Annotated in this window: 1 protein-coding gene; it reads left to right on the top strand. The window is 64.1% G+C overall.

Annotation, left to right across the window (positions count from 1 at the left end):
• The coding region (locus tag IB272_RS34460; protein ID WP_192445893.1) for an amidohydrolase family protein at positions 1-632 on the top strand (632 nt) is incomplete at both ends.

Below are 632 nucleotides of genomic sequence, written 5' to 3'. Positions count from 1 at the left end.
CAGTTCGCCGAAAAGCGGTTGCCGACGATCGATGAGATCAACGCGGTCGCGCCCGATACGCCGGTGTTCCTGCTGCATCTCTATGACCGGGCGCTGCTCAATGCCGCGGCGCTCCGCGCCGTCGGCTACACCAGGGACACGCCGAACCCGCCGGGCGGCGAGATCACTCGCGATGCCAGCGGCAACCCGACGGGGCTGCTCTTGGCCAAGCCCAATGCCGGCATCCTCTATTCGACGCTCGCCAAGGGGCCGAAGCTGCCCTTCGATTACCAGGTCAACTCGACCCGTCATTTCATGCGCGAGCTCAACCGGCTCGGCGTCACCAGCGTCATCGACGCCGGCGGCGGCTTCCAGAACTACCCGGATGACTATGCCGTCATCCAGAAGCTCTCGGACGAGGGCCAGATGACGGTCCGCCTTGCCTACAACCTCTTCACCCAGAAGCCGAAGCAGGAGAAGGACGACTTCCTGAAATGGACGTCGTCGGTCAAGTACAAGCAGGGTAACGACTATTTCCGCCACAACGGTGCCGGCGAGATGCTGGTGTTTTCCGCCGCCGACTTCGAGGACTTCCGCGAGCCGCGCCCGGACATGCCGCCGGAGATGGAGGGCGAACTCGAAGAGGTCGTGCG

This window comes from Ensifer sp. ENS08, from assembly GCF_014852195.1.
In the GTDB taxonomy this organism is placed as follows: Bacteria; Pseudomonadota; Alphaproteobacteria; order Rhizobiales; family Rhizobiaceae; genus Ensifer; species Ensifer adhaerens.
This window is presented reverse-complemented; position numbering and strand designations above follow the sequence as displayed.